Source organism: Paenibacillus sp. FSL H7-0940, from assembly GCF_037979415.1.
Lineage (GTDB): Bacteria > Bacillota > Bacilli > Paenibacillales > Paenibacillaceae > Paenibacillus > Paenibacillus amylolyticus.
The window spans coordinates 5,160,794-5,186,031 of record NZ_CP150280.1 but is presented as its reverse complement, the minus strand read 5'-3'; the positions used below and the strand labels follow the sequence as shown (position 1 = coordinate 5,186,031).

20 protein-coding genes and 1 riboswitch are annotated in these 25,238 nt (G+C 46.0%); of the genes, 19 read left to right on the top strand and 1 reads right to left on the bottom strand.

All coding sequences use genetic code 11. The annotated features are described in order from the left end of the window. Positions 1–113: 113 nt before the first annotated feature. From MHB71_RS22765 to MHB71_RS22700, 14 genes are all read left to right on the top strand, one after another. Positions 114–2,201 (top strand): methyl-accepting chemotaxis protein, encoded by a 2,088-nt coding sequence (locus MHB71_RS22765; protein ID WP_340027781.1) that lies wholly within the window; start codon positions 114–116, stop codon positions 2,199–2,201. Positions 2,202–2,389: 188 nt separating this feature from the next. Continuing rightward, positions 2,390–3,682 carry an arsenic transporter gene (locus MHB71_RS22760; RefSeq protein WP_076253862.1) on the top strand — a complete coding sequence of 431 codons (1,293 nt, stop codon included), beginning with the start codon at positions 2,390–2,392 and terminating at the stop codon, positions 3,680–3,682. Positions 3,683–3,990: 308 nt separating this feature from the next. Next, positions 3,991–5,856 (top strand): PRD domain-containing protein, encoded by a 1,866-nt coding sequence (locus tag MHB71_RS22755; protein WP_307415227.1) that lies wholly within the window; start codon positions 3,991–3,993, stop codon positions 5,854–5,856. A 17-nt stretch (positions 5,857–5,873) separates the two neighbouring features. Continuing rightward, positions 5,874–6,752, top strand: coding sequence for a ketose-bisphosphate aldolase (locus MHB71_RS22750; protein ID WP_036616777.1), 879 nt, complete (start codon positions 5,874–5,876; stop codon positions 6,750–6,752). 15 nt (positions 6,753–6,767) lie between these two features. Beyond that, positions 6,768–8,693 carry a PTS fructose transporter subunit IIABC gene (locus MHB71_RS22745; protein WP_100528146.1) on the top strand — a complete coding sequence of 642 codons (1,926 nt, stop codon included), beginning with the start codon at positions 6,768–6,770 and terminating at the stop codon, positions 8,691–8,693. A gap of 487 nt (positions 8,694–9,180) precedes the next feature. After that, positions 9,181–10,107 carry a phosphate ABC transporter substrate-binding protein gene (locus MHB71_RS22740; protein WP_074093252.1) on the top strand — a complete coding sequence of 309 codons (927 nt, stop codon included), beginning with the start codon at positions 9,181–9,183 and terminating at the stop codon, positions 10,105–10,107. Between the two features lie 142 nt (positions 10,108–10,249). Continuing rightward, positions 10,250–11,158, top strand: coding sequence for a phosphate ABC transporter permease subunit PstC (gene pstC, locus MHB71_RS22735; RefSeq protein WP_101314928.1), 909 nt, complete (start codon positions 10,250–10,252; stop codon positions 11,156–11,158). Positions 11,159–11,160: 2 nt separating this feature from the next. Further along, positions 11,161–12,048 carry a phosphate ABC transporter permease PstA gene (gene pstA / locus MHB71_RS22730; RefSeq protein ID WP_036616846.1) on the top strand — a complete coding sequence of 296 codons (888 nt, stop codon included), beginning with the start codon at positions 11,161–11,163 and terminating at the stop codon, positions 12,046–12,048. Between the two features lie 12 nt (positions 12,049–12,060). Further along, positions 12,061–12,816, top strand: a complete 756-nt coding sequence (pstB, locus tag MHB71_RS22725) for a phosphate ABC transporter ATP-binding protein PstB (RefSeq protein WP_340027780.1) — start codon at positions 12,061–12,063, stop codon at positions 12,814–12,816. Between the two features lie 144 nt (positions 12,817–12,960). Then, positions 12,961–13,992, top strand: a complete 1,032-nt coding sequence (locus MHB71_RS22720) for a phosphotransferase (RefSeq protein WP_340027779.1) — start codon at positions 12,961–12,963, stop codon at positions 13,990–13,992. Positions 13,993–14,347: 355 nt separating this feature from the next. Further along, positions 14,348–14,472: riboswitch (glycine riboswitch) on the top strand. 252 nt (positions 14,473–14,724) lie between these two features. After that, positions 14,725–15,414: an L-serine ammonia-lyase, iron-sulfur-dependent subunit beta gene (sdaAB, locus tag MHB71_RS22715; protein WP_340027778.1), complete on the top strand. Its 690-nt coding sequence runs from the start codon at positions 14,725–14,727 to the stop codon at positions 15,412–15,414. Then, positions 15,404–16,342: an L-serine ammonia-lyase, iron-sulfur-dependent, subunit alpha gene (gene sdaAA / locus MHB71_RS22710; protein WP_036672202.1), complete on the top strand. Its 939-nt coding sequence runs from the start codon at positions 15,404–15,406 to the stop codon at positions 16,340–16,342. Before sdaAB ends, sdaAA begins: the two co-directional genes overlap by 11 nt. A 267-nt stretch (positions 16,343–16,609) precedes the next feature. Next, entirely contained in the window at positions 16,610–17,824 is a 1,215-nt protein-coding gene (locus MHB71_RS22705) for an ABC transporter permease (RefSeq protein ID WP_076319510.1), read from the top strand. A 54-nt stretch (positions 17,825–17,878) separates the two neighbouring features. After that, positions 17,879–18,391 carry a helix-turn-helix transcriptional regulator gene (locus tag MHB71_RS22700; protein WP_051449824.1) on the top strand — a complete coding sequence of 171 codons (513 nt, stop codon included), beginning with the start codon at positions 17,879–17,881 and terminating at the stop codon, positions 18,389–18,391. 140 nt (positions 18,392–18,531) lie between these two features. Here MHB71_RS22700 and MHB71_RS22695 read toward each other — a convergent pair whose 3' ends face one another. Further along, positions 18,532–20,286, bottom strand: coding sequence for an alpha-glycosidase (locus tag MHB71_RS22695; protein WP_340027777.1), 1,755 nt, complete (start codon positions 20,284–20,286; stop codon positions 18,532–18,534). 228 nt (positions 20,287–20,514) lie between these two features. On the opposite strand from MHB71_RS22695, the gene MHB71_RS22690 reads away from it, so the two are divergent. The 5 genes from MHB71_RS22690 (at position 20,515) to MHB71_RS22670 (ending at position 25,203) form a co-directional block, all read left to right on the top strand. Beyond that, positions 20,515–21,198, top strand: coding sequence for a response regulator transcription factor (locus MHB71_RS22690; RefSeq protein WP_017690959.1), 684 nt, complete (start codon positions 20,515–20,517; stop codon positions 21,196–21,198). Positions 21,199–21,224: 26 nt separating this feature from the next. Continuing rightward, complete coding sequence (locus MHB71_RS22685; RefSeq protein WP_340027776.1) at positions 21,225–22,754, top strand: HAMP domain-containing sensor histidine kinase; 1,530 nt, start codon at positions 21,225–21,227, stop codon at positions 22,752–22,754. An 85-nt stretch (positions 22,755–22,839) separates the two neighbouring features. Next, complete coding sequence (locus tag MHB71_RS22680) at positions 22,840–23,754, top strand: ABC transporter ATP-binding protein (RefSeq protein WP_036607503.1); 915 nt, start codon at positions 22,840–22,842, stop codon at positions 23,752–23,754. Then, positions 23,751–24,467, top strand: coding sequence for an ABC transporter permease (locus MHB71_RS22675; RefSeq protein ID WP_036607500.1), 717 nt, complete (start codon positions 23,751–23,753; stop codon positions 24,465–24,467). The genes MHB71_RS22680 and MHB71_RS22675 overlap by 4 nt, the downstream gene beginning before the upstream one ends. Before the next feature lies 1 nt (position 24,468). Beyond that, positions 24,469–25,203, top strand: a complete 735-nt coding sequence (locus MHB71_RS22670) for an ABC transporter permease (RefSeq protein ID WP_076254444.1) — start codon at positions 24,469–24,471, stop codon at positions 25,201–25,203. Positions 25,204–25,238: the final 35 nt, after the last annotated feature.

Here is a 25,238-nt window from a genome sequence, read left to right as displayed (position 1 = left end):
CATTTTTCTCTCAAATAAATACCCTCATTTAGCCGATATATAAGATAAGCCTTTAGATTGATCCATACATACAAAGAAAGAGGGCATTTTTACATTTTGAGGGGGAGAAAGACATGAGTGAAACTCAGGATAATAAACCAATGAAAGCAGCGAAACCTGCCAAACCAAAACATAGTCAAAATAAAAAGAAGAAAAAGAAAGGTTTCGTCTGGAATATAAGGAACAAACTATTGGTCTCCTTCCTGGCCGTTCTACTCCTGCCAAGCTTGGCAGTCGGCTTAATCACACTAACGATGGCTGAAGATGGCGTACAAGGACAATTAGTGGATAGTGCCATGCAAAGTGTGAGCACTGCCAATACCATTGTAGAAAGCCAAGTGAATTACAAGATTCATGACATTAACTATTTCGCGGATGCTCTTGATCCGAGCCTGATCAAAGGGGAGAACGATAGTCCCGAGCTTCAGTTGAAGCTGGAGCAATATCTGGGCTTGCATCCCGATGCCATGAACATTTTTGTAGGAACAACAGACGGAGTTATGGTTCGAGGTAAACCAACAGCGAGCAGCACACGGGGAGATGCTTATGATCCTAGGGAGCGGGAATGGTACAAACTAGCGATGGACAAGCCAGGTACAGCTGTTGTATCAGCGGTGTCTGTTAATACCGATGGTGTTGCAGTTGTGTTTATCTCCAAAACATTAAAGGATCAATCCGGTGTCATCGGGTTATCTCTGGACCTGACAGACCTGCAAGAGCAGGCATCCATTAAGGTGGGCAAAGAAGGCTACGTCATTATTATGGATGCAAACAAAAACTATGTCGTATCCCCTGTAGCAGATGCAGGTACGCCGGAAACGAGTGGCTTGCTGGATGAGATGTATGAAGGTTCAGAAGGTCAATTCGATTACGTGTTCAACGATGAGCCGAAGATGATGATTTTTTCAACAAATGAAGCAACAGGCTGGAAAATTGCCGGCACGATGCTCAAGAGTGAAGTAACTAATGCAAGTAAGGATATTCGCATGGCCACATTTATTGTTATTCTGGCGGCCACGTTCCTTACGCTCCTCTTTATTATCTGGTTTACACGCTCCATGCTGCGTCCAATTAAACGACTGCAGGAATCTGCCAGAGCCGTGAGTAAAGGTGACTTGACCGTGAAAATGGAAACAGGGCGTAAAGATGAAGTCGGAGAACTGGCGAAGTATTTTGAACGTATGGTCGATAACCTGCGGATGATGATTCTGGGCGTACAGGAAACGACAGAGCAGGTATCTGCTTCTTCTCAAGAGTTGTCTGCCAGTGCAGAACAAACTACCAAAGCGATTGAACATTCAACACTGGCCATTCAGGAACTGGCTGAAGGTGCAGAGCAGCAGGTAAACAGCGTGAAAGACGGATCGGGACAGATGAGCCGAATGGCAGAAGATGTTCGAATGATGTCGGAGCGTGTACAATCGATTACGGCAAATATGCGGCATACGTCCGGAGCGGCTTCATCTGGGAATGAGGCAGCAGGACAGGCTGTGGAGCAGATGAACAGTATCCAGGAAACGGTGGAGCAGCTGGGAACGGTGGTTCAATCTCTGAATGCCCGTTCCGTTGAGATTGGTAGCATGGTTGATGTTATTGCATCCATCTCCAAACAAACAAACTTGCTCGCATTAAATGCTTCTATTGAAGCAGCAAGAGCGGGGGATGCGGGGCGTGGGTTTGCAGTTGTAGCTGGTGAGGTACGCAAACTGGCAGAAGAATCCGGAAGTTCGGCAGCGCAGATTGGTGAGGTGGTTCATAATATCCGTCAGGACATGGATGCCGCTCTAATCGCTATGAATGCAGCTCAGACTCGGGTAGGAGAAGGAATTCAGGCCGTGAATACGTCAGGACAATCCTTTGCTCAGATTCGGGAGGCGGTGGAAGATGCTGTTCATACATTGGATGACTTGTCCGCAACAACGAAGCAACTGGAGAGCGGTGCATCGCACGTTGCCAAGGCGATGAGTGATATTTCGAATGTGACCCAGGAATCGGCTGCGAATACAGAATCCGTGTCTGCATCTTCGCAAGAACAACTGGCATCGGTAGAAGAGATTGCATCATCCTCGGCACATCTGAATAGCATGGCAGAACAATTACAAGGACTGCTTGGCATGTTCAAGATGGTGGAGGATACACCGAAGGATAAGGGTATAGAATAAATTCTAAAATTAGGAACACCATAACTTACCACACATTTTATATTAAAAGAAAATAAAGATAGACAATATTCCTGTTGCCCTGTATAAATATATCGTCTGGTCATTCCGCGCATAGAGCGGTGTAATCTTACAGTATAAGATTGAATTAACGAAATAATATATTGATACAGGGTACAGCAGGAGGCTCTATGGTATACGTAGCAATACTGATTTTTGTAGTAACGATCACCTTGGTGATCTGGCAACCTCGTGGATTGGGTATCGGTTGGACTGCCTCTGGTGGGGCATTGCTTGCTCTGCTGTGTGGAGTTGTCAGCTTAAACGATGCCTCGGATGTAGCATCCATTGTATGGAATGCAACGCTGGCCTTTGTCGGCATTATTATGATTTCTCTCATTCTCGACGAGACGGGTTTCTTCGAATGGGCTGCCCTTCATATGGCTAGGCTGGCTGGAGGAGACGGTCGCAGACTGTTCTTCTACTCCATTCTTCTGGGAGCCGCGGTGTCTGCCTTGTTCGCGAATGACGGTGCCGCGCTCATTCTGACGCCAATTGTGCTGGCAATGGTGCGTGCATTGAAGTTTGATGAGCGCATGGTGTTGGCTTTTGTGATGGCGAGTGGGTTTATTGCCGATACAACGTCGTTACCGCTGGTCGTCAGCAATCTGGTTAACATTGTTTCGGCCGATTTCTTTGGCATTACATTTGTGGAGTATGCTGTACGCATGGTTGTGCCCAATCTGTTCTCAATCGTAGCGAGTACGGGGATGTTGTTTTTGTTTTATCGCAAAAGCATACCCCTTCGCTACGACATCTCCGCGGCACGTGACCCGAAGGAAGCAATACGTGATCCACGGATGTTCCGAATCGCCTGGTTCATGCTTGGGCTGTTATTGGTTGCCTATGCATCCAGTGAGTTTCTGCCGATTCCCGTGTCGGTTATCGTTGGCTCTGTTGCGTTGCTGTTCGCTTTGTTGGCACGCAAGAGCGAGGCTGTTGATCTGAAACGGGTAATTAAGGAAGCGCCATGGTCGATTGTGGTGTTCTCGGTGGGCATGTATATCGTCGTATATGGACTGCGTAATGCAGGGTTAACGGATCATCTGAGCCGCTGGCTGGATGCCATAGCAGAGCATGGTCTGCTGGCTGCTTCACTCGGGATGGGCATCATCGCTGCTGTATTATCATCGGTGATGAACAACCTGCCGACCGTGTTGATTAACCTGCTAGCCATCCAGGGTGCACATACTGAAGGTATCATTCAAGAAGCATTGATCTATGCCAATGTCATTGGTTCCGACCTGGGTCCCAAAATGACCCCGATTGGATCACTTGCCACATTGCTGTGGTTGCATGTGTTATCCCGTAAAGGTGTAAAGATCACATGGGGGTATTATTTCAAAGCAGGTATCATCCTGACGATCCCGACACTTTTGATCACGTTGGCCGGATTGGCGTTGTGGCTATGGATTATAGGTTAGTACAATCGTAATTACATTTGGAACCAGAACAAACCGTTAAGGGCCTAGTGTAGGTAGTGTTTGTAGGGATCGCGTTTATTGTCATGGATGTAGTGGTACTATACAAAAAAACCAACCTTTTTAGAAGGTTGGTTTTTTTGTGTTCTGTTTTCCTTCCCAAACGATTCTTAAATAGAATACTAACTTAGAATTTAAAAAAAGTGGGTATCATAAACGAATACACGATCACTTCCTAACTATTAGGAAAGAGTATAGGCTTGGTGGATATAAAGCGCTTGCATTAGTATGTGTGTAAGGAGGAAAGCCAAATGAGAAAACGTTACATTAAGCTATTAGAGCATTTAAAACAATCTGAGCATGATTTTGTGAGTGGAAGCGAATTAGCTAATCTATTTGATGTAACGACTAGAACGATTCGCAATGACATCAAAGAAATGAATGAAAATTATTTAGATAAAGCAATGATTATTGGAAATACTCGCAAAGGATACAAATTAGTCGGGGATTTATCCAGCCTGTATAAAAATGAAGATGATGACGAAGAAAGAGCATTTCATATTATCAAAGCACTGTTATCGCAGACTGATTTTATTACGTATGAGGATCTGGCTAGAACGCTTTATTTTTCGACTCAAACGATCCGTAAAGACGTGCAAAAATTAGTGCAAACGATTCAAGCAGAAAAGCAGAACATCGAAATTGAAGCGATTATCTTCCAAGGTATCCGGCTTAAAGGAAGCGAAGTTGAGAAACGGATTTTGCTCAAAAAACTAGTCACTACCGATTGTCTCAAACACATGCCGATAGACGAAGCACTGCAATACTATTTTGGCGATTGGTTCAACGAATCTTCTATTCATTTTATCTACGCTTGTATTGAAGAAGAGGTTGCCAAGTATAATTTATTGCTAAGTTTTCAAGAATTATTCTCGATCTGTGTGAATGTTTTGATCAGTCTTAAACGAGTAAGTCTTGCACAAAAAATAACTGAACAGGATATGAGGTTGGATCATACAAGCTTTGAAGAATTAAAAATAGCCCAATCTATTCTGATCCGTCTGGCTCAAGAAATGGATATCCCTTTTGATGAATATGAGTATCAGTATTTAGGTTACCTGCTGATCGCATTGCAGATCTTACCTAAAAAAAATGAAGAAATCGGGCATGAACACGTGAATGAAATGGAACAAAAAATCAAATCAGTGATCCAAAAAGTTGGAGAGCAATATGGATTCATCAGCTACAAAAACCAAGAGTTACTTGATCGATTATTAGCTCATATTACCAAATCATTATACCCATTAAAGTATTATTTCCCTGTCGAAAATCCTTTTATTGCTCAAATAAAATCAGAATATACCAATGCTTATAATGTCGCAGTTGTGTTGGCAAAAGAATTGCAATTTTGCTTAAATATCAAAATACCCGAAAATGAAATCGGTTACTTGACGTTACACATTATGGGCATTATTGAGAACTCTCAAGATAACAGAAAACGGATTGCAATTATTTATGGCAAAAATCTATTAGTCGGCAAGTTATTGGAGCGTAAGATTAATCTCTATTTTCCGAATATTAGAATCGATAGTCTATTAGCTAATCATGAAATACATCTTCTTCCCGAAGGAATTGAAACGATTATCACAACGAGCGAGATTGCGGAACAACAGCAGTTAAATGTACAAAATATCATTCTGGTAAGTGAAATGATTACAAGTGATGATATGAAGAATATTTCGATTCAGTTAAATCGTGGACTACTCAAATATTATTTATCACCAGATGATGTTTTTTTCCTAAATGAAGACAATCCAATTGATTTGTTAAAAAAACTTACAGAACTAGGCGATATTCAGCATTTATATACCAGTATTGTGGAAAGAGAAAAAATGTCGAGTACCAATATTGGGAATTTGGTCGCGATGCCCCATCCATTTGATTGTGGAGATAACAAAAAACTACGTGTACTGGTAGCGATTAATAAGCAGAAAATGCTATGGGGTGATCAGATGGCGCAGATTATTTTTCTGTTTATTCCGCCGAAAAATCAGAAGGTGAATAACACCAAATTTTTTGAAGAAATTTACGATGTGTTTAAACAGACCAATATGACAGAAAAACTACTCCATATCACCAATTACGATGAATTTTTGGAAGTCTGGTCTTCCAAATAAATCTAGGAGGAATTCAAATGTTAATTAATATGAAAGATTTACTTAAAGTAGCGTATGAAAATAAATTTGCAGTCGGATCATTTAATGTAGCCAATAGCGAGTTCGTCAAAGTGGTCATTACAGCCGCAGAGGAGCAGAATTCGCCTGCAATTATGCAGATTCACCCGAATGAAATTGATCTAGTCACTGATGGGTTTATAGCCTATGTGCGAGAAGCGGCATCCAAGTCCAAAGTACCGTTTGTTATTCATCTGGATCATGGAGCGACGATCAAAGATATTACGCGTTCGATTCGCAATGGGTATACATCAGTCATGATGGATGCATCTCATTTACCTTTTGAGGAGAATATTGCGGCAACCAAGGAAGCGGTTGAACTGGCTCATCTGGTCGATGTATCTGTAGAAGGTGAACTAGGCACGATTGGGAGTAATGAAGGCAGCTCGGAAGGTGGGGCTGACGAAATTTTGTATACGAATCCAGAAGAAGCGGCGATTTTTGTAGAACAAACAGGTATCGATACACTTGCTGTCGCTGTAGGTACTTCACATGGTATTTATCCTCAATCCAAAGATCATTCGATCAAAATCGATCGTTTGAAACAAATTCATGAAAAAGTAAAAATTCCGTTAGTGCTGCATGGTGGATCAGATAATCCTGATGAAGAGATTAGAGAAGCAGTGAAGCATGGGATAGCGAAGATCAATTTATCAACCGATATGAAGCGAGCATTCTACAACCAATTAAGAGCGACACTCGATGCAAATCCGAAAGCATATGAACCGGATCAACTGATGCCTGAGGCGACCAAAGCGGCAACAGAACTGGTGAAGAAAAAAATGGATCTGTTCGGTTCTACAGGTAAAGCATCCCTTTATAAACTGGGAGAAATTTAAGAGGAGAGATCCATCATGAAGATTTCTAATGTCTTAAAACCAGAAAATATCATATTAGATGTCACCGCTACGACCAAGGCCGAATTAATAGATGAATTGTCGCAAAAGTTAAACGATAACGGCTATTTAAGCGATATTGAGCAATTTAAAAAAGATATCTGGGCACGTGAAGAACAGGTTCCTACAGAAGTGGGATTCGGAATAGCCATTCCACATGCTAAGTCTACTGGAGTACAGTCCCCTGCCATTATTATGGGCAGATCATTAAGCGGTATTGAATATAGTACCGAATCATGTAATTTATTTTTTATGATTGCAGTCGATCAAAGCTCTTCATCAGAACATTTGCAAACATTATCCAAAATTTCGACCTTTTTGATGGATGAACTATTTAGAGCGAAACTTATCCTTGCTCGAGATCAAGAAGAGATTGTCCGTTTATTTGAACAGGCAGAAGAGCAAGATGCGCAGGCACTTCAACGTCCTAAAAAGTATGCTGGCAAAAAAGTGGTTGGAGTTACAGGCTGTCCTACAGGAATTGCCCATACGTTTATGGCCGCGGAAGCATTGAAAAATGCGGCCAAGGAACTCGGTGTACACATTAAAGTGCAAACCAATGGATCAACAGGTGTTGGAAATCAATTGACTCCTGAAGATATTGCTGAAGCTGATGGTATTATTGTGGCGGCAGATGTCAAAGTCGATATGGATGTTTTTGGCGATCGTCCAGTGATCAAAACCTCTGTCAAAAATGGAGTCCATCATGCACAAGAGTTAATTGAAGATGCGATTGCTGGAAAAGGTGTCGTTTTGAATCAAGGCAACAGTAATCTTAAAGAAGCAAAAGAAAAAACACGTTTAAAGCAGCCTAAAATATACAGCCATATTATGAATGGCGTATCCTTTATGATTCCTTTTGTAGTGGCAGGCGGTATATTGATTGCGCTTTCGTTTATGTTTGGTATTCATGCGGCTGACCCAAATAGCCCGGACTATAATGCTTTCGCCGCTTTTTTAAGTACAGCGGGGGGGAGTGCTGCTTTTGCATTGATGGTTCCTGTATTAGCAGGGTATATTGCATATAGTATTGCTGACCGTCCAGGATTGGCACCTGGTATGATTGGTGGGATGCTGGCGACTATTGGAGGTTCCGGCTTTTTGGGAGGTATGCTGGCTGGATTTATCGCCGGTTATACGATCATAGCTTTGAAAAAATTAGTCAAAGGCATTCCTGACTCACTGCAAAGCCTGTCACCTGTGCTGATCTTGCCATTAGTAGGTTCATTTATAACCGCTTTGATTATGTATTTTGTCATCAACAGTCCGATGGCTTGGATCAATGAGTCGTTACAAGGTTGGCTAAATGGTTTAACAGGTTCTAATGCTATTTTATTAGGAGCACTTCTGGCAGGAATGATGGCATCTGATATGGGAGGGCCGATTAACAAAACAGCATCTGCATTTGGACTGGCGATGTTCGCCAATCAAATCTTTGAACCTTCTGCTGCTCTGATGGTTGGAGGTATGGTTCCGCCACTGGGTATTGCATTAGCTACAACATTATTTAAGAATAAATTTTCAATCGAAGAACGTAATGCAGGTAAAGCCGCTTATATTATGGGTGCGTCGTTTATTACAGAAGCCGCGATTCCGTTTGCTGCAAATGATCCCTTGAGAGTTATTCCATCCAATATTGTAGGTGCAGCGATTGGTGGAGGAATGAGCATGGCTCTAGGTATTTCGTTACAAGCTCCTCACGGTGGAATCTTTGTTATTCCCATTGCGGCAAGTAATCCATTACTGTATATTGTCTGTATTTTAGTTGGTTCCATCATTACAGCTTGTATGATTGGATTGTTAAAGAAACCTGTATATCAACCAAAAAGTAATTCAAGCGACCCGTCAGATAAAAAAGCCTTAACAACTATGAAATCTGCATAAATTCTCTAACCACCTGGTGCCATGCACTGGCTGTGAGGCAGTTTTTGTTTGTTCTATATAACGGATTGATTCAATATCTACATTAAGTATTTACAGAAGGCCAGCCTTTTATAGGGCTGGCCTTTTTGCCTACTTCCCAGGCAGGAGATTGAAATGCCTGAGATCCAACGAGCGCTGACACAGCGAAGGGAACGGAACGATTGTGGAAAAGCGAAGCGTTCGCCTTTATCCCCGGATGTATTCCTTGAAAAAAGTAAATCATATAAATCCGGGGATAACAGCGATTGAAACAACGTCCGTTCCCGAAGCGGCCACTTCAGCGCAACTTGTCTCAGATGATTTTCAATATACAGCCGATATTTTTAACATTGCGTTTACAAAACACTGATTTTAAGATGACATACCGAAACTACAATGAGTAAAGAGTTGATGGTGAACAAACAAATTCACAAAACGCCATCACTACATTGGGGGAGGAAAACAAAACATGTTTAAAAAGTTGCCGTTTATTTTGATGACCTTAACGTTCGTACTGGTACTCGCAGCATGCGGATCGAAAAATGACGCTGGTACAGAGGGTGCCGCAAGCAATGGATCAGGAGAAGCTGCTACTGAGCTTAGCGGTAACATTCTGGCAGTCGGATCGACAGCATTGCTACCTCTGGTAGAACAAGCTGGACAGAAATTTATGGCAGTTGATGAATATAAGAACGTAACGGTTCAAGTTCAAGGTGGCGGTAGTGGTACTGGTTTGACACAAGTATCTGACGGACAAGCTACAATCGGTAACTCTGATGTATTTGCAGAAGAGAAACTGGAGGACGAAGCCAAAGTAAAAGAATTGGTTGACCATCAAGTAGCAGTAGTAGCTATGGCACCAGTTAGCAACAAAGATGCAGGTGTAGAAGATTTGACGAAGCAACAACTGATCGACATCTTCTCCGGTAAAGTAACAAACTGGAAAGACGTTGGCGGCGCGGATAAAGCAATTGTTATTGTAAACCGTCCGAGCAGTTCTGGTACTCGTGCAACTTTTGAGAAGTATGCATTGGGTGCAAAAATGGGTGATATCCAAGGTTCGATTCAAGAAGATTCTTCTGGTAACGTAAAAAAATTGGTATCTGAAACGCCAGGTGCTATTGGTTACCTCGCCTTGTCATACTTGGATGACAGCTTGCAAGTGTTGAAATACGAAGGTGTAGAAGCAACAGTTGAGAACGTAGAAGCAGGAACTTATCCAGTGTGGGCTTACGAGCACATGTACACAAAAGGTGAGCCTGATGCAGCAACAAAAGCATTCTTGGATTACATCTTGAGTGACGAAATTCAACAAAACGACGTGACAGAACTTGGATACATTCCAATGTCAGGTATGAAAGTAAAACGCGATGCAGCAGGTAATGTGGTTGAGTAATCTTTGAACTTGCGCATACAGCGAAAGAGGCGGACTAAGGTCCCGCCTCTTTACGCGGTTTGCTCTAAAATAATCCCATATTTTGCATTAATTCTACTATAGAAGGATGGTTGTTATGGAACAGACCGAAGGGGGAACGGTAATGAATAACAAGTTGAAACCGCGCCGGCCCTTAAAAGAGAAACATTATTGGGAAGAGTGGACGGGACGGATCTATACGTCGATTTGTGTCGTTTTCCTGATCGTTGTCATGTTTTCCATTGTTTATTTTGTAGCGTCTAAGGGACTATCCACATTTTTCCAAAATGGAATAAGCATCAGCGAATTCCTTGGTGGAAAGACGTGGAATCCGACCGGAGAACCTGCGTTCTACGGGGCATTACCGTTCATCACAGGTTCTTTCATTACAACCTTGCTTGCAGCATTGATCGCAAGTCCGCTTGGCCTGTGTGCAGCGCTCTTCATGACAGAGATTGTTCCGGGTAAAGGCAAAAAGATCTTGCAGCCTGCGATTGAGCTCTTGTCCGGAATTCCATCCGTTGTATACGGATTTATTGGTCTGAGTGTCATCGTACCTTTGTTGCGCGGTATCTTTGGCGGAACAGGCGTCGGGATTGCAGCCGGATGTCTTGTTCTCGCGGTAATGATTCTTCCTACGGTGACAAGTATTATGGCAGATGCATTGTCCGCATTGCCAAAAGGATTGCGTGAATCCTCCTACGCACTGGGTGCCACTCGCTGGCAAACCATCTACCGTGTCATTATCCCAACGACTTTGCCAGCTTTGTTGACAGGTGTCGTTTTGGGTATGGCCCGTGCTTTTGGTGAGGCACTTGCTGTGCAGATGGTTATCGGTAATGCACCGCATGTTCCAACATCCTTGCTTGAATCAGCTTCAACATTAACAAGTGTAATTACACTCAGCATGGGTAACACCACGATGGGTTCTGTTCATAACAATGCACTGTGGAGTATGGCGCTTGTCCTGTTGGTGATGACATTTGTCTTCGTCATTCTGGTTCGCCTGCTTGAAAGGAGAAACCGGGTATGAAAATGAAGGCAAAGACGGTAGATAAAATTGCAACATCCGTTATCGTTGTACTAGCCCTGTTCATTGTTATTCTATTGCTCGGTCTGCTTGGCTTCATCATGTATAGAGGCATTGGACATATTAGCTGGAACTTCCTTACAAGTGCACCACAGTTGCTTAAGGGTGGCGGCGGGATTGGTCCACAGCTCTTCAACTCCGTATTCTTGCTTGTTCTGACCTTGCTTGTTACCATTCCACTCGGATGGGGCGGCGGGATTTACATGGCGGAATACGCCAAACCAGGCAAGATTACCAGCTTCATTCGTCTGGTCGTTGAAGTATTGTCATCATTCCCATCCATCGTTATCGGTTTGTTTGGTCTCTTGCTGCTAGTAAATCAATTTGGTCTTGGTTTCTCCCTGATCTCGGGTGCCTTGGCTCTGGCGATCTTTAACTTGCCACTGATGGTGCGGACTACGGAGCAGGCCTTCCGTGCCGTTCCGAAGGAGCAGAAGGAAGCAGGTCTGGCGCTTGGGCTGTCCAAGTGGAAAATCATTACTTCCATTCTGTTGCCTGTAGCATTACCGAGCTTGATTACGGGTACGATCCTGGCATCGGGCCGGATCTTCGGTGAAGCAGCCGCGCTGATGTTCACCGCAGGTATGAGTAGTCCACCTTTGGACTTTACAGATTGGAATCCGACGAGTCCAAGATCACCGCTTAATCCTTTCCGTCCGGCAGAGACACTTGCTGTCCATATCTGGAAAGTAAATAGTGAAGGTATTGGGCCAGATTCCAAAGAAGTGGCAGCAGGGGCATCCGCCGTGCTTGTCATTCTCGTGCTGGCGTTCAATCTAAGTGCACGCTGGATCGGTCGGGTTGTATTCCGCCGCATGACAGCTTCGAAATAAGGAGGAACCAACATGGCCATACCTTTTGGTACGGAACAGTTAAGCATATATTATGGACATTTCCAGGCGGTCAAGCAGATTAGCCTGACGTTTCCTGAAGCAAGCGTAACGGCTCTTATTGGACCGTCTGGTTGCGGTAAATCCACGTTCCTCCGGTCGCTGAACCGAATGAACGACGAGATTGCCGGTTCCCGTACAGAGGGACATATCTGGATGGACGGTAACGACCTGAATGAGCCTGGAACCGATGTAATCAAGCTTCGCCAGAAGATTGGCATGGTGTGGCAGAAGCCAAATCCTTTTCATAAGTCCATCTACAACAATATCGCGTTTGGCCCCCGCTACCGCGGTACGAAGAGTAAGAAGGCACTGGATGAAATTGTGGAAAAAAGCTTGCGCCGTGCTGCGCTCTGGGACGAAGTAAAAGACAGACTGCATGAGTCAGCTCTGTCTCTCTCTGGGGGACAACAGCAGCGCCTGTGTATCGCTCGCGCTTTGTCTGTTGAACCACAGATTCTGCTGCTCGATGAGCCGGCATCTGCACTTGACCCGGTATCTACGGGTAAAGTTGAAGAGTTGATTACCGAGCTCAAGAAGGAGCTACGGATTGTTATTGTTACCCATAACATGCAGCAGGCGGCACGAATCTCGGATTACACAGCTTATTTCTATCTGGGGAACATGATTGAACACGGGGATACAGAGCATATTTTCACGAACCCGGACAATCGTCTGACGCAAGAATACATTATGGGTCGTTTCGGTTAATTGGATCATAAATAGAGACAAAAGAAAGCACAATGCCTGGACGGTTGTTCGGGGGTTGTGCTTTTTTAATTTATATTTTAGTGGGATTTTCTGTATGCGGGATAAACATTATGCTACGATATTTAGTGTGAAGAGAACGTTTACATGACTTCGAAGGAGATGTTAATAATCACTACGGATCAGATGTCTTACGACCATATGGCAGCTCAGATTATACAGAACTACCCTATTGAGAAACCTGTCGTTTCATATATTCGTCATAATGAGAATCTGACGTATCATGTCGTTGATGAAGCAAGCGGGCAGAAGTATCTGCTACGTATCCATCAAGCCGCATATGCAAGTATGACCGGCATTCAGCATACGCTTCCTGCGCTGAAGGCAGAGATGAACCTGCTTCATGAGTTAAACGCAACGACAGCATTGCGCGTGCAGCATCCGGTACGCAATGCATCGGGTGAATGGGTCACGGTATGGACAAGTGAGGCAGGTAAAGAAATCTGCTGTACAGTACTGGAGTGGGTTGAGGGAAGGGACATCCAGCAGGGAGAACGGCTGACAACAGAGCAGATCTATGATCTTGGGGCACAACTGCAGATGCTTCATCAATATGGACGTATGCAGAATCAGATAGATCGAACAAAGGTGCGGCCGGCATATGGCAATAGCCATGAGAACTTGGTCATGCTAGGGCAGCTAGAGGAAGGTGTCCGACTGGGGATTTTTACAACGGAAGACTTTGATCTGCTTCGTGAGACGTTTGAGAACATTAATGAGCAGTTAGAAACATACCCGCATCACGCAGGGACATGGGGGATCATTCATGGGGATATTACTCGCAATAATCTGCTGATAACGGAGCAGGGAATTTCCATGATTGATTTTTGTCTACACGGTTATGGTTATTATCTTTTTGATGCCGGAGGGGCAGCACTTATGTTCAATCGGGAGGAACGTGACATATTTTTATCCGGTTATACCCAACAGATCGCACCACTGACGGATCGTGATATTCGATTGATGGAAGGGTTCATGTTGATCTTTACACTGGGTTATTATGCCTTTCAGATGGCGAATGAGTCGAGGCACGAATGGATGAAAGATCGCATGCCAAAGCTGTGCAGCAAGTATTGCCGACCTTATGTACAGAACAAGAGCATCTTCTACGAACTGTGATTTATAATCCAGATGTGCAGACTCGGATGGGGTACTGAGCAGTATGGTTCAAAATATATGGTTGCCTGAATACCCGAACGGTTTCGTGGACAATATCATAAATAGTAGTGAGCACATTATTGATTGAAGTTGAACGAAATAACCTGTTTAAAAGATCTTTTTATCGCGTTAATGTAATGAAAGCTGACAAAATATTCTGGTTTTCCTTGGTTCAATAGGAAATGATGGATATACACCCAAAGAAATCGTCAAGTTTGTTGACACTGATCTTCCGGTCGATTAATCTTAATGAAGAAGAAATTAATGACTTCCATGACTGTTCTGATATAAGCTCAGAATGGTTCCATATAGCGGATGATAACGAGCGGGAGAGACCTGGGTTAGCCAAGCAAAATGGCTAGTGTTCAGGCACCGAAGGAGCAAGCTGCTGCGCACCCGGCGCAGTGGTTAATCTCTCAGGTAAATGTACCATCGTTGGACGCAACTCTGGAGAGTGCGCGAACTGCGCCACCCAAGGGGTATATGATCAGTCAGACCGGTGAACTTGTCTGTAATCGCAGGCAATGCACCTTGTCGTGAGACACTGCTGATCATGAAACTCTCAGGTATCAAGGACAGAGAGAGGGCCTGAGGCCTTCTTCTGTCCTTTTTTGATGTCATCATTCAGTAAATAAGGAACAATATGGCTCAGATTCTGGATGGAAATGACGAATACAATTGGAGGGTTATAAGGTGCGATTTAAAGATGTGTTTTCAATTATTGGTCCGTCGATGACGGGGCCTTCAAGTTCACATACAGCTGGAGCGGCAAGGTTAGGGAGAATTGCTCGACAGTGGCTAGGATGTACGCCAGATCGTGCCCGGCTGACCCTGTACGGTTCATTTGCAGATACGTATCAGGGGCACGGAACAGATCTGGCACTGATCGGCGGTCTGCTGGATTATGTCACAGACGATCCGCGTATCCCGGATGCAGAGCAATACGCAGAGGAAGCGGGCATGGAGGTAGAGTTTTATACAAGTGGCCTGCCTGCTCCTCATCCAAATACGGTCAAAATTGAGTTGTGGCATGGAGAACGTGCCTGCTCCTTAATCGGTGCATCCATTGGTGGTGGAAGCGTATCCGTGCATTCGATGAATGATTTTCGTGTTCAGATTAGTGGTGAGTTTCCAACACTCGTTCTGCGGCATGCGGATAAAGCGGGCGTACTCGCGTCAGTGACGTCCACGATCAGTTCATCCAGGGTTAACATCGGGTATATGCAGGTGGACCGGAAAGCCCGTGATGGCGAAGCGCTTACCGCGATGGAAATGGATGGTGTGCCTAATCCTGATATGCTCAAGCGTCTAAGGGAGCTGGACCATGTATTGGACATTCGTGTTATCGATTTGAAGAGAGGAGTTGATTCGGATGCGGTTTAAACATTTGCACGAACTGAATACGATCTGTACAGCAGAATCCAAAACCATTGCTCAGCTGATGATCGAGGAGCAGGTTCAGGAGACCAATACACCGGAAGCGGATGTTGTGAAGCAGATGTCTGAATATTATCAGGTGATGAAGGAAGCGGTACGCAAAGGGTTAACGGAAGATACGACATCACGCAGTGGATTAACAGGTGGAGACGGCAAAAAAATGGCCGAGTACATTCGCAAGGGTGAGACTTGTTCAGGAGATGCTTCCGCACTTGCCATGGCGTATGCCCTGTGTGTATCTGAAGTGAATGCCTCCATGGGCCGGATCGTGGCAACACCAACAGCCGGTTCCTGCGGCATTATCCCGGGTGTTTTTATCAGTTCACAGGAGCGATTTGGCTGGACGGACGAACATTTGGTGAACGGGTTGTTCTGTGCGGGAGCGATTGGTTATGTTATCGCCAACAATTCATTTATCTCCGGCGCCGAGGGTGGCTGTCAGGCGGAAGTGGGTTCCGCTATCGGCATGGCTGCGGGTGCCATGGTTGAACTGCGTGGAGGTACACCGGAACAGGTCGTTCATGCCGTTGGTTTGGCGTTAAAAAATACACTGGGCCTTATCTGCGATCCGGTCGCAGGCCTTGTTGAAATCCCGTGCATCGTCCGTAATGGACTGGGTGCAGTTACGGCGCTGGCTGCGGCTGATATGGCCCTGGCCGGAGTGCGTAGTGCCATTCCGTCAGACGAAGTCATCGATGTCATGCTGGAAGTAGGCAGTGCAATGCCGAGCCGCCATCGGGAGACAGCCCAAGGTGGACTGGCCCAGACACCAACCGGCCGCAAAATGATGCAGAAGTTGGCTAAACCAAAGGCAAAGCGTGCCGAGCCTGAGCCGGAGTCCCCTGCTGAAAATGACGTAGAAACTAAGGCATAAATCGGATTGATATGAATTAAATCTAACGCTAACTTGTGGAGCCTGCCTTTAGCCTTGATTATTAAAGGTGAAGAAGAGTCCTTACATGATATGAAAAGCCGGTACAAATCTTCCTGGTGAAGAGATGTATCGGCTTTTTTTGTCTTTTTCCAACGAAGAAAAACAAAAAAACATTGACGATCTATATATCGATTAGATATATTAATTTTTGTCATATATCAATACGATATATATAGGAGCGCAACAAAATTAAAGGAGATGGATAGAATGAAAGGTATTTTCCAGACGAGTCTGCTGTTTTTGAAAAACGGAGCCACCATTGTAGGTTTAATTACGGCTGTGCTGTTTCAGGTTTTTTTTAACATCATCTGGCTTAGCGGATACGACCAGGTTAACGAAAGAATGACTCAATTGGCTGTCACCATCGTGAATGAAGATGGGGTAGCGGCTGAACCGGTGGCCGAGTCTCTGGCAGCGGGCCTGAATTTCGAGGTCAAAACATCTGAATCGATGCAAGAAGCGAGACAGATGTTAACGGACCGGGATGTGTACATGATTATTGAGATTCCATCAGGTTTCATGCAGCAGGCAGAAGACTTGTCGAAGCCGATGGCAGTTAAGTATGTGATGAACGAATCAAACGTGGCTACCGTGAAAAGTGTGATGCAGAACGTAGCCGCACAAGTTACAGCGACATTGAACCGTGAAGTACAACAGGAGGTTATTCACGGAGTGCTGAATCAATCCGGTATGACTGCTGATCAGGCCGATGCGTTGGCGCTGGGGTTATCTTCACGTGTTGAGGCAGAGGTGGAGCGGCTGAATCCTGTTGATAATTTTGCTTCCTCGATGGTACCGATGTTGATTGTAACGGCTACGTTTACCGGAGCGATGTTGCTAAGCATGAATCTGCAGAAAGTTTCTGGTGAACTGAGTGGGCGAGCTGGGAAATGGGAGCGCTTCTGGGCACGTAACATCGTTAATCTTGGTGCGGCATTTATCGTTTCGCTCGTTGGTTCGGGGATGATGCACATTATGGGGGTATCATCAGCAGACGGTTGGTTCATGTTATGGCTGTTCCAGTTACTGATCACCATATCTTTTCTATTTATGGCTCAGTTGAGCCTGCTATTGCTTGGCAATGCTGGGGCTTGGTTAAACAGCGCGCTGTTGCCTCTATTGATGCTGTCTTCGGGATCAACGATTCCGCGAGATGTAATGCCTGAGTTCTACCAATTTATCGGTCATTATCTGCCAGCGACTTATGCCGTAGAGGGGATGATGAACCTTGTACTCGGAGGAAACGGGATCGGCCGGGATGCGATGTTGCTTGCCGTAATCGGTGGAGTAACACTGACCCTGGGTGCGCTTTGCACCTGGATCAGACGCTCCGGCCCGGTACGTTCTGAAGCTCGTAGGGAGGACCAGCCTGCTGCTGTGCCTGTTGCTCTGAAAGCAACCGTTTCGTCATCTGATCATTGAACAAGGGGTACTGGTTGTGATACGTTAAGGAGAATGGAAAGGAGCGGTACACCGATGAACACGCAGCATGTCATCCTCGGAATACTGCACAATCAGCCAAGTTCCGGATACGAGATCAAGCAGTACTTTGAACAATATTTTTCATTTTTCTTTGATGCCAGCTTTGGCACCATATATCCTACACTTGCGAAGATGGAAAAGTCAGGATTGCTGACTAAGGAATCGGTGAAGCAGGAAGGGAAACCTGATAAGAACGTGTATTCATTGACCCCTGAAGGAGCAGCGCAATTTCACGCCTATTTAATGAGTCCTTTGGAAGCTGAGGTATTTCGTTCTGATTTTCTGATGCGGTTGTATTTCGGAGAGTTGGCGGATGAAGATACCGTAACGGGTTGGATATCCAGCCAGTTGAAGCGAAAGGAAATGTTATACGCTGAACTTCAGCGCCAGATGGAGGAATTTGGCGAACGTATTTCGCCTGCACAGCGTCTGTGTCTGCAAGTGGGGCTTGTACAATATGAGGCCACCATCCAGTTGCTCAAGGAACAGCTGGTTCGGCCAGAGTAATCCATGGCCATAATGAATAACGTCAAAATCAAATAGGTGCTCCACAGATCAGGAACAGATCTGGGAGCGCCTATTTCGTTTGATATGCCGATGAATTGAACAGACTCCAGTCTTGCATATGAGCAAGGATAGCTTGGTGTTTATGTGAGACTAGTACTCAATACGGCATATCCATACGCGGGCAGTTCAATGGCGAGTACGCCATCTTCCTTGGCGGTACGATGGTTTCCGCCAAATAACTCGGTCCATTCCTCGTCACCGGCCTCCAGCTCGACAATAGCTGTCTCTTCTGATCGATTGAACAGAACCAGAATGCGTTCCTCCTCATTTTGCCGCTCAAATACCAGTTGGCTGCCGTCATGACGAGCCTGCAGGAAACGAACGGTGCCTTCTGCACGCAGGGCAGGATGAGCATGACGCAGGGAGATCAGTTTCTGATAAAAGTTAAACAGCTCTCGGTCCTGCTTTGCTTCATCCCATTCCATGCATTTACGGCAGCCCGGATCATGTTCGCCGTCCATGCCAATCTCGTCTCCGTAATAGATGCACGGAGCACCCATATAACTGAACTGGAATAACGCAGCCAGCTTCATCTTGCGCTGGTCACCTTCACACAGCGTGAGCAGCCGCGGGGTATCGTGGCTGTCCAGCAAGTTAAACGCCACTTCGCTGGCCTGAAGCGGATAACGGGATAACTGTCGCCCGATGGAGTTTGCGAACTGTTCGGCGTGCATCGTATTTTTCACAAAGAAAGCATTCACGGCATCGGTAAACGGATAGTTCATGGACGCATCGAACTGGTCGCCTTGCAGCCAGGAGGAAGACTCGTTCCATACTTCGCCCAGAATATAGGCATCCGGATTAGCCGCTTTGACTACACGGCGGAAATCACGCCAGAATGCATCGTCCACTTCGTCTGCCACATCCAGCCGCCATCCGTCTGCACCCACTTCCTTGATCCAGTACTCGGCAACCTCCAGCAGATAGGCCTTAACCTCGGCATTCTCCGTATTCAGCTTTGGCATATGCGCTTCGAACCCGAAGGTCTCATACGTAGGAATGCCGTCCTTCACGTCCAGCGGGTATTCATGTACATGGAACCAGTCCTTATATTTGGATTGTTCTCCGTTCTTCTGTACATCTACAAACGGCGCAAATGTCTTCCCGGAATGGTTGAACACAGCATCCAGAAGTACGCGAATTCCGCGTGCATGGCACAGCTCGACCAGTCGTTTCACGGTATCTGCGTCACCAAAGTGCTTGTCTACCCGCAGGTAGTCTTCGGTATCGTATTTGTGATTGGTGGTGGCTTCAAAAATGGGTGTGAAGTAGATCGCATTAATGCCAAGATCGCTGATGTAATCCAGATGGTAGATTACGCCCTGAAGGTCACCGCCGAAGAAATTGAAAGGTGTCGGCTCACCACCCCACGGCTCTACCTTTTCCGGACTAATATCCGGGTTGCCGTTGGCGAATCGTTCAGGGAAAATCTGATAGAACACTGCATCCTTAACCCATGCAGGGGGTGTGAATACAGCTCCAGCATGAATATAAGGGAACTGGAACATACGACCCGGATCGTCTGGTTCTTTTTCCTGGAAGTCCGTCTCGGTCATCCAGATCTGTTCGTCTCCGTTTTTGAGCAGAAAAGAGTACTTCAGTCGGTGGTAGGGAGGTTTCACCTCACCCTCGAAGTAATCGAACATGGAGTCAGAGGTGAACTTTGTTAAGGGAACCAGCGCTTTGGTTGCATCCCACGCATATTTATCCCCGGTCAGGGCATGTACCTCGGTCAGATCATTCTTTTTGGCACGCAGGCGCAGATGGATTGTATCTTGGTCATAGGCATAGGCCCAGTTTCGTTTCGGTTGATGATAGATGGCTTCCAGCAGCATAATGAAATTCCTCCCGTCAGGTGTAGAACTGATATGTACTTGGTAGACTTGATTAATATGACATTCCCCACGTTAATGGATAAGCTATAATTAGCATGTATGGTAACGTAAAGGACTTCAACATTTGCTCAACAAGACATGAATCCATATGATATAGACAGCTTTTATCATGATGATGCTCAGATATATCATTAACCCATTGGGGGCAGAAAGGAAACGAATATTCGGATGAAAACCAAACTGTTATATATTGAAGATGATACGGAAATTGCGACTTGGGTCAGAGCCGATCTGGAGGAGCGCGGTTATGAGGTGGTATGGCTCGGCAGTGGTGAAGGTGCAGCGGAGGCTGCTGTCGGTTGTTCACTCATTATTCTGGATGTCATGCTGCCTGGGCTGGATGGATTTACGGTGGGCCAGCGACTGAAAAAAGAACATCCCGCCGTGCCCATTGTCATGCTCTCGGCCAGAACGTCCATTGACGATAAGTTGCACGGTCTTGATTTTGCCGATGACTATGTGACCAAACCATTTCACCCCGATGAACTGGCTGCCCGGATTGAAGTACAACTGCGTAAGGCAGGAACAGCGGTCTCATCGGATACAGCCCTGAAGCTGGATCATCTCTCCATCTATGAGAAGGACAACCGGATCGTCAATGAGGAGACGGGAGATGAGATTATTCTATCGGGAAAACAGTTCCACATCTTCGCCTACCTGCTACGACATATGGGCATGATTCGAACCAAAGAGCAGATCTATGAAGCCGTCTGGAACGAGCCCTATCTGGATGGGGACAAAACTTTAATGGTACATATTCGACATCTACGCGAAAAGCTGGAGCTTGATCCGGCCAATCCTGTAGTTATTCAGACGGTCCGCGGTGTGGGATATCGTGTGAAGAAGCCATGATTCGGTTGTTCAGAGAACGGAAGATCATGAAGGGAGAACGAAGCAAGGAGCAAAAGCAATCCGGGCGGCGCAAGCTTCGCTTTGGGCGGTCCTTGATGTCCAGATACATCCTCCTGATCTTGGCGGCTGTATTATTTGTGCCCGTTGTGCTTCCGATCATATCCGTTATATATATTGTTGTAGTGAATAACACGGACACGAATATGAACCGTGCCGCTCCTTACGGTGATGTTACTAAGATCAGTAACCTCTGGTCACATGAAGCGAAGAACTTGGATGGTGCTTCGGATGAAGAGATTAAGGCCCGGTTGGAGCAATTACATGACTCGTATCCCAAATCTTCCATGTATCGTGTGAATGTGAGTGGTGAGACCCTCTTTATTCTTGGTGGTGAAGATGTAACGCTTCTGAAATCCACGTCGCCGGATGGCAGGACAGATACGACATTGAGATGGTCACTGGATTCCGGGCAAACGACAGAGACTTATATTCCAGCCTTATGGAATGTAAACAATACGGTGCAATTCATGAAAGTAGCTTCCTTTCGCGATCCACTGACCGTAGTTGCATATATTGGCGGAGCTGAGCAGGACAAAGGACAGGGATTCATGATCATTGAAGTGCCGCGGTCACTTCTGCAAATGAATCAGAGTAACTGGCCGATGGAACTCTTGTATCTTGGTATCGTAATGACCCTCATCTTTCTGATCTTCATCATGATGTCGATTCTCTTCTTCGCACGCATCCGCAAACGACTTATCCGGTTGCAGACGGCCATGATGAACAGAGGCAAGGAGGGCATCCCGCTTCCGGTAGATATCCGCCGGTCAGACGAGATCGGTCAACTGGAAGAATCCTTCAATCAGATGGTGCATCAACTGTCCGATAGCCGCCACCGTGAACGCGAGGAAGAACAATTGCGCAAACGTCTCATTGCGGGGCTTTCCCACGATCTGCGTACCCCGCTAACGGTGATTCGTGGACATATGCATGCTTTGCACAAGGAAGATCTGAGTGAGCAAGGTGACCGTTCATTACATCGTATGGAAGCAAAGATGGAGGACCTCGGTGGGCTCATTGACAACATGTTATCCTACAATTTGCTCACGAGTGGGAAATATACACTGAAGCTGGAAGAGAAAGATATACTGCGGATCGTCAGGGAAACGGCGGCCGCCTGGTACCCGGTCTGGGAGAAAGAGCAATTTGATATTGATATAGATCTCCCGGAGGAACCGCTGATCTGGCATATGGATGAACAGGGCATGCGTCGCATTCTTGATAATTTGTTCCAAAACGTGATCCGTCATGCCGCCAGCGGGAAATATATTGGTATATCAACTCAGGAGATTCAGGGTGAGACGGCCATCGTTATTCAGGATCGGGGTCCGGGAATGCAACCGAATGCCGACACAAAAGGCACAGGTCTGGGTTTGTCCATTGTAGACCTGTTGATCCGTGAGATGGGTCTGCGCAAGAGGGTAGACAGTTCCGATACGGGTGTCCAGACATATATCTACAGTGGTAAGGGAAACAGGGGAACAACAAACCGCTGAAATAGCTTTTTTAAACTAAACTTAAACTAGAGACTACTTTGGCTTTAACCTTGGAAGGTTACGATAGTTCCGAGGTGATCATACAGTGAGTGAAAATATTATTCAAACGGCGAATTTATGGAAAACATACCGGGACCGTGCAGCGGTCCGTGAACTTGATCTGCATATTAAAAAGGGAGATATCTACGGCTTCCTCGGTCCCAACGGTGCCGGCAAAACAACAACGATTCGCATGCTTCTCGGCTTGATTAAACCAACCAAAGGTGTGATCCGTGTCTTCGACAAGGATATCCGCAAGGATCGCATGGATATTTTGCGCCGTGTGGGTTCCTTGGTCGAATACCCATCCTATTACGGACATCTGAACGCAGTAGAGAATCTGGAAACTTTGCGCCGCATCATCAATGTACCAAAATCAAGAATTGCTGAAGTGCTGTCCATTGTAGATCTGACCAAGGATGCCAAACGTTCAGTGAAGGGGTATTCCCTTGGGATGAAGCAACGTCTGGGTATTGCCAGCGCTTTGCTCGGTGAACCGGAGCTGCTGATTCTGGACGAACCAACGAATGGGCTTGATCCTGCCGGTATTCAGGAGATTCGGGAACTGATCAAACGCATGCCTCTGGAACACGGCATTACCGTTCTGGTTTCCAGCCACTTGCTGAGTGAAGTCGAACAGATGGCAAGTCGCGTTGGTATTATCCGTGAAGGCAAGATGGTGCTTCAGGATACTATCGCAAGTCTGCATAGTCAGACGGGTAGTTCTATCCGGTTAACGGTTTCCGAGCCGGAAGAGGCTATGAAGCTGGCAAAAGAACAGGGACAATTTGGTCATCAACAAGGTGCTGCATTAACGTTCCCTTATATGGATAACAGTTCAGTGGCACTGCTTGTGCGCCGATTAATTGAGCAGGATCATGATGTGTATCGTGTAGAGGAACAGCGTCAGTCGCTGGAAGATCTGTTCATGCGGGTCATTGGCGAGGGGGCTTCCATATGACCGGGCGTGCATTATCGTCAGACTGGCTCAAGATTCGGGGGAAAGGGATCTGGTTTCTTGTCTTTCTGGCCCCTCTTGGATTGACAGCGATGCAGGCGCTTAATTTTGGCTTACGGTTGGACTATCTGAAAGAGCAGTATGCAGATAACCTGTGGGGCGGATTATTGGGCAATGTGGTTGTCTTTGTGCCCTTGTCTCTGATGCTGGGAGCAACCATTCTCAGCTCCATGATCGCTAATGTTGAGCATGAACAGGGATCGTGGAAACAGTTGCTCGCGATGCCCATTCCCAGACCAGCCGTGTATTTAGCCAAGTTCCTGCTTGCTTGTGTGCTGCTGGTGATCTCCTGCCTGCTGCTAACCGCAGGAATTGTGGGTCTGGGTCTGATCCTCGGATTCCATGCCAGCGAAATACCTTGGACACATGCGATCAAGCTGGGTCTATTGCCTTTGGCTGGTGCACTTCCGGTGTTGTCACTGGAGTTGTGGCTCACGATGGTTAACAAAAATCAGGCGCTTCCCGTCACGTTGGGCATCGTTCTCGCGATAACGGGTATGTTCTCACTCAGTATCTCACCAATCTTTCCGCTTGCATGGGCACAGATGGCCTGGAATGGGCCTAATCCATACCTGTATGCAGGCATGGGGGCAGGTCTAGGGTTATTAATCCTGTTGCTGGGTATGGTACATTTTAGCCGGAAGGATGTGGCCTGATATGAGCTTTGCGACAACGTACTTCCGAATCTTGTCCGCTGAACGATTGAAAATGAGCAAATCGCCCATATGGCTCCTGATTCTGCTGAGTCCACTCATTGCGCTGCTTATTGGACTGTTGTCTACTCCATCGGGAAATTGGCAGGTATTGATGACCACGATGGTTTTCCTGCACGGATTGTTATTGTTACCGATGCTGACTGGCGTGTTTACGTCCTTTGTCTGCCGTTTTGAACATGCAGGTGGAGGGTGGAAGCAGATGCTGGTTTTACCGCTCACACGTTCAGGTGTATATGCAGGTAAACTGACGATTGTACTCATGCTTCTGGCGGGTACGCAAGCATTGTTGCTGATGTCCATTCTGCTGGCAGGCATGATTCATGGCATTACGATGCCAGTACCTTGGGGATTCTTGGTAGGCAAACTGCTGCTTGGGTTGCTGGCCTGTGTACCCTTGGCTGCCCTGCAGATGTTCGTTTCATTGGTGTGGAGCAGCTTCGCCGCACCGCTCGCACTGAATTTTGCACTGACCATACCGAATATTCTCATTGTAAACTCGGCGACATATGGGCCGTATTATCCATGGGCACAACCGATGATTCTGATGACACCCGTGGACGGCACAGGTTTCGGAGCCTACAATGTTCCACTGGTCACAATGCTGGCGGTTGTTGGAGGCAGTGCTGTTATTTTCATTGGAATCGGCATGATGTATTTTGCGAAAAAAGAAATCTGAATAATCTGTTACACCCTTGGTTATCGTAGATCAAA

Coding starts and splice junctions, on each gene's coding strand:
- MHB71_RS22765 (WP_340027781.1), top strand. CDS start 114: ATGAGTGAAACTCAGGATAATAAACCAATGAAAGCAGCGAAACCTGCC.
- MHB71_RS22760 (WP_076253862.1), top strand. CDS start 2,390: ATGGTATACGTAGCAATACTGATTTTTGTAGTAACGATCACCTTGGTG.
- MHB71_RS22755 (WP_307415227.1), top strand. CDS start 3,991: ATGAGAAAACGTTACATTAAGCTATTAGAGCATTTAAAACAATCTGAG.
- MHB71_RS22750 (WP_036616777.1), top strand. CDS start 5,874: ATGTTAATTAATATGAAAGATTTACTTAAAGTAGCGTATGAAAATAAA.
- MHB71_RS22745 (WP_100528146.1), top strand. CDS start 6,768: ATGAAGATTTCTAATGTCTTAAAACCAGAAAATATCATATTAGATGTC.
- MHB71_RS22740 (WP_074093252.1), top strand. CDS start 9,181: ATGTTTAAAAAGTTGCCGTTTATTTTGATGACCTTAACGTTCGTACTG.
- pstC (WP_101314928.1), top strand. CDS start 10,250: ATGAATAACAAGTTGAAACCGCGCCGGCCCTTAAAAGAGAAACATTAT.
- pstA (WP_036616846.1), top strand. CDS start 11,161: ATGAAGGCAAAGACGGTAGATAAAATTGCAACATCCGTTATCGTTGTA.
- pstB (WP_340027780.1), top strand. CDS start 12,061: ATGGCCATACCTTTTGGTACGGAACAGTTAAGCATATATTATGGACAT.
- MHB71_RS22720 (WP_340027779.1), top strand. CDS start 12,961: ATGACTTCGAAGGAGATGTTAATAATCACTACGGATCAGATGTCTTAC.
- sdaAA (WP_036672202.1), top strand. CDS start 15,404: ATGCGGTTTAAACATTTGCACGAACTGAATACGATCTGTACAGCAGAA.
- MHB71_RS22705 (WP_076319510.1), top strand. CDS start 16,610: ATGAAAGGTATTTTCCAGACGAGTCTGCTGTTTTTGAAAAACGGAGCC.
- MHB71_RS22700 (WP_051449824.1), top strand. CDS start 17,879: ATGAACACGCAGCATGTCATCCTCGGAATACTGCACAATCAGCCAAGT.
- MHB71_RS22695 (WP_340027777.1), bottom strand. CDS start 20,286: ATGCTGCTGGAAGCCATCTATCATCAACCGAAACGAAACTGGGCCTAT.
- MHB71_RS22690 (WP_017690959.1), top strand. CDS start 20,515: ATGAAAACCAAACTGTTATATATTGAAGATGATACGGAAATTGCGACT.
- MHB71_RS22685 (WP_340027776.1), top strand. CDS start 21,225: ATGAAGGGAGAACGAAGCAAGGAGCAAAAGCAATCCGGGCGGCGCAAG.
- MHB71_RS22675 (WP_036607500.1), top strand. CDS start 23,751: ATGACCGGGCGTGCATTATCGTCAGACTGGCTCAAGATTCGGGGGAAA.
- MHB71_RS22670 (WP_076254444.1), top strand. CDS start 24,469: ATGAGCTTTGCGACAACGTACTTCCGAATCTTGTCCGCTGAACGATTG.